This is a genomic window from Escherichia sp. E1V33 (assembly GCF_004211955.1).
Classification (GTDB): domain Bacteria; phylum Pseudomonadota; class Gammaproteobacteria; order Enterobacterales; family Enterobacteriaceae; genus Escherichia.
In genome coordinates this window covers 1-3296 of record NZ_RHJI01000055.1, presented here as the reverse complement: position 1 = coordinate 3296, position 3296 = coordinate 1, and the positions used below count along the sequence as shown (strand labels likewise).

Genomic DNA, 3296 nt, shown 5'->3' with positions numbered 1-3296 from the left:
TTGATTGCATAACGAAAATGCCTCTGGTGAAGCATTATTGGTATGCGGTAAAGCCGCGCTCAGGCGGCTTTGATAGTCATATCATCTGAATCAAATATTCCTGATGTATCGATATCGGTAATTCTTATTCCTTCACTACCATCCATTGGAGGCCATCCTTCCTGACCATTTCCATCATCCCAGTCGAACTCACAAACAACACCATATGCATTTAAGTCTTTCGAAATTGCTATAAGCAGAGCATGTTGCGCCAGCATGATTAATACAGCATTTAATACAGCGCCGTGTTTATTGAGTCGGTATTCAGAGTCTGACCAGAAATTATTAATCTGGTGAAGTTTTTCCTCTGTCATTACGTCATGGTCGATTTCAATTTCTATTGATGCTTTCCAGTCGTAATCAATGATGTATTTTTTGATGTTTGACATCTATTCATATCCTCATAGATAAAAAATCGCCCTCACACTGGAGGGCAAAGAAGATTTCCAATAATCAGAACAAGTCGGCTCCTGTTTAGTTACGAGCGACATTGCTCCGTGTATTCACTCGTTGGAATGAATACACAGTGCTGTGTTTATTCTGTTGTTTATGCCAAAAATAAAGGCCACCATCAGGCAGCATTGTTATTCTGTTTACCAAGTTCTCTGGCAATCATTGCCGTCGTTCGTATTGCCCATTTATCGACATATTTCCCATCTTCCATTACAGGAAACATTTCTTCAGGCTTAACCATGCATTCCGATTGCAGCTTGCATCCATTGCATCGTTTGAATTGTCCACACCATTGATTTTTATCAATAGTCGTAGTCATACGGATAGTCCTGGTATTGCTCCATCACATCCTGCGGATGCTCTTCGAACTCTTCAAATTCTTCTTCCATATCTCACCTTAAATAAGTGGTTTGCTGCCTAATTTCATTTTCTGGCGACCAACACAAGTTACACCCATTTCACTGCGTGGCTTGCTGTAATAAATTCGGTTAGTTCGGACAATAATAAACCCACCGAAGTGGGCTATGACCATTTTTTATTTGGATTTCGTTGGTGAGCGTGGTTAACAACTCTGTGCATTACATCCTCATATTTTTCATCTGCAATTTTTTCTACATCTCGAGGAAATGGTGTTGCTAATGCTTTGTCAACTTTGTCCATTGGGTCTTCATTAATCTTATATTCCGGACCGTCATCTATAGCATTAAATCCAGGTGTTACACCGTTTTCTAATGCATATGCCATTCTCTTTTCCCATCTCGTTATTCTCCTTCTGTCTTGAGGTGTAAGACCTCTATCAAATACTTTCCTGTTTTGTCCGCAGTTAGGGTTAACATAGATAGTCTTTTTCACCATAAGCATACTCAATAAGCACCGTACGGTGGTTTACTATACAATCTTATTCTTTGAACTGCATGTATCTTGTTTCCTAATGGGTTTAAATCCTTGTAGTAAACCCTCCTATTTTTTTGCTCGACTTCATCTACTTTCTTGCAGAGAAGGCTGCCAAGTGATGCTGCTTTGTCTGCTCTGACGCAACCAGAGAGTTTTAGCGCAATCTTTCGCGCCAGTCTCTGTTCTTTCATTGCCTGTTCACGTTGAGCCTGTCTGCGTGCTCTGCGGCGATTTCTGGCGTTATCGTCAGCCAGATATGTAATGACTACTGTCATGTTGACCTCCGATGATTGACTTTAGCGGTGACGTAACTGGGGGGAGGGAGGTTAACTCCCTGATGCTGTTGCGCGGCTGCACTTTACGTCACCCCAAAGCCAACTACTCTTTGGTTCCCGCATTTCGGCGGGACAATCCCATCAATGTTAAAGAGCCTGCCAATCTGTTCCGTTTGGCTACCAGCGTCCTGCTGATGACTTAAATTTAAGATTTCTTTAATTGGTGGTCAAGGGTATTTTTGAAGAAAACTTAAATTTTATTGCGAAGTTTAAGTTTTGCTTTGATTTTTAAAGGAAAGAAAAAAGGGGCGAATGCCCCTTATGGAAGGTTTGCTATTTTTGCATCGACAACTACACCGATGATTTTGCAGTTCCCGTTGATCTCAATCATCGGATATTGTGGGTTAAGTGGTTTTAGAAACCTTCTGCCAGCATCAATAACTAACTTCTTGAAAGTTGCCTCGTTTTCTCCTTCGAGCTTTGCCACTACCAGCTTCCCATTACGAGGTTCTACTTCAGGATCGACTAGTATTATCATCCCTTCCGGGATGCTAAGACCGGCTGGAGCCGTCATCGAATCACCCTTTACGTCCAGCCAAAACGAATCTTCTGAACAATCTACGGTTGTATCGTACCAGTTATCTATTGCACGCTTATGATATGGCTCTACAGCTTCCATCCAACATCCTGCGCTTACCCAACTAATTAGAGGATACGAACCTCTTGGATCATGCCTGCTGTGATAGGCAATGTTTGAAAGACTATCTTCTCCTTTCAACAAGTAATCAGGGGAGCACTGCAAAGCCTTGGCTAAGGCCAATAGGTTTTCGCCATTGGGCTCAGTTTCAGAACGCTCCCATTGGGAAATAGCAACATTAGACACGCCAACCATCTTGCCAAGGGCAGCCTGCCTAATCTTGAGTTCTTTTCTGCGAGCGCGAATACGCTCACCCATCAGTTGTGTATTCATAGTTAAGACATCTTAAATAAACTTGACTTAAGATTCCTTTGATAGATAATTTAAGTGTTCTTCAATTTCGGAGCGAGTCTATGTACAAGAAAGATGTTATCGACCACTTCGGAACCCAGCGTGCGGTAGCTAAAGCGTTAGGCATTAGCGATGCAGCAGTCTCTCAGTGGAAGGAAGTCATCCCAGAGAAAGACGCCTATCGACTGGAAGTCGTTACAGCTGGCGCCCTGAAGTATCAAGAAAGCGCTTACCGCAAAGCGGCATAAGCAAATTGCTCTTTAACAGTCATGGTCCTCATTCCCGCCGAAATGCGGGAATACAACGCGCATCAGTTGGTGCGTATAACTTCTTATTTGTTAAGGAAATACTTACATATGCAACTTACAAGTACTCGCAAGAAAGCGAATGCAATCACAAGCAATATCCTAAATCGAATTGCTGTACGTGGTCAGCGAAAGGTTGCTGATGCATTAGGGATTAATGAATCGCAAATTTCGCGATGGAAAGACAGCTTTATCCCAAAGATGGCCATGCTTCTGGCTGTGCTGGAGTGGGGTGTTGAAGACGAGGAATTAGCAGAGCTGGCAAAGAAAGTAGCCATGGTGCTGACAAAAGAAAAGCCTCAAGACTGCTGCAACAGTTTTGAGGCCTGATGTAGAAAGACT

Annotated in this window: 7 protein-coding genes and 1 pseudogene; 2 read left to right on the top strand and 6 right to left on the bottom strand. The window is 42.7% G+C overall.

Features of this window, described 5'->3' with window-relative positions:
- Positions 1 to 59 precede the first annotated feature (59 nt).
- From D9742_RS22955 to D9742_RS22930, 6 genes and pseudogenes are all read right to left on the bottom strand, one after another.
- Positions 60 to 428: a DUF2528 family protein gene (locus D9742_RS22955; protein WP_000065355.1), complete on the bottom strand. Its 369-nt coding sequence runs from the start codon at positions 426 to 428 to the stop codon at positions 60 to 62.
- A 182-nt stretch (positions 429 to 610) separates the two neighbouring features.
- Complete coding sequence (locus D9742_RS22950; protein ID WP_130210698.1) at positions 611 to 811, bottom strand: antirestriction Ral family protein; 201 nt, start codon at positions 809 to 811, stop codon at positions 611 to 613.
- Between the two features lie 78 nt (positions 812 to 889).
- Positions 890 to 988, bottom strand: a pseudogene (locus D9742_RS23630) (regulator); the annotation flags it as partial.
- Between the two features lie 26 nt (positions 989 to 1014).
- Positions 1015 to 1236, bottom strand: coding sequence for a hypothetical protein (locus tag D9742_RS22940; protein ID WP_235154224.1), 222 nt, complete (start codon positions 1234 to 1236; stop codon positions 1015 to 1017).
- Between the two features lie 119 nt (positions 1237 to 1355).
- A complete protein-coding gene (locus tag D9742_RS22935) occupies positions 1356 to 1661 on the bottom strand; it encodes a hypothetical protein (protein ID WP_085455276.1) in 306 nt (101 codons plus the stop codon).
- A gap of 319 nt (positions 1662 to 1980) precedes the next feature.
- The gene (locus tag D9742_RS22930) at positions 1981 to 2631 is read right to left on the bottom strand and encodes a LexA family transcriptional regulator (RefSeq protein ID WP_001095981.1); all 651 of its coding nucleotides are present in this window, start codon (positions 2629 to 2631) and stop codon (positions 1981 to 1983) included.
- 80 nt (positions 2632 to 2711) lie between these two features.
- Between D9742_RS22930 and D9742_RS22925 the strand changes: the two genes are divergently transcribed.
- Both D9742_RS22925 and D9742_RS22920 read left to right on the top strand, forming a co-directional pair.
- Positions 2712 to 2897: a Cro/CI family transcriptional regulator gene (locus D9742_RS22925; protein ID WP_000276886.1), complete on the top strand. Its 186-nt coding sequence runs from the start codon at positions 2712 to 2714 to the stop codon at positions 2895 to 2897.
- A gap of 108 nt (positions 2898 to 3005) precedes the next feature.
- Positions 3006 to 3284 carry a lambda phage CII family protein gene (locus D9742_RS22920; RefSeq protein ID WP_001177649.1) on the top strand — a complete coding sequence of 93 codons (279 nt, stop codon included), beginning with the start codon at positions 3006 to 3008 and terminating at the stop codon, positions 3282 to 3284.
- The last annotated feature ends 12 nt before the right edge of the window (positions 3285 to 3296 follow it).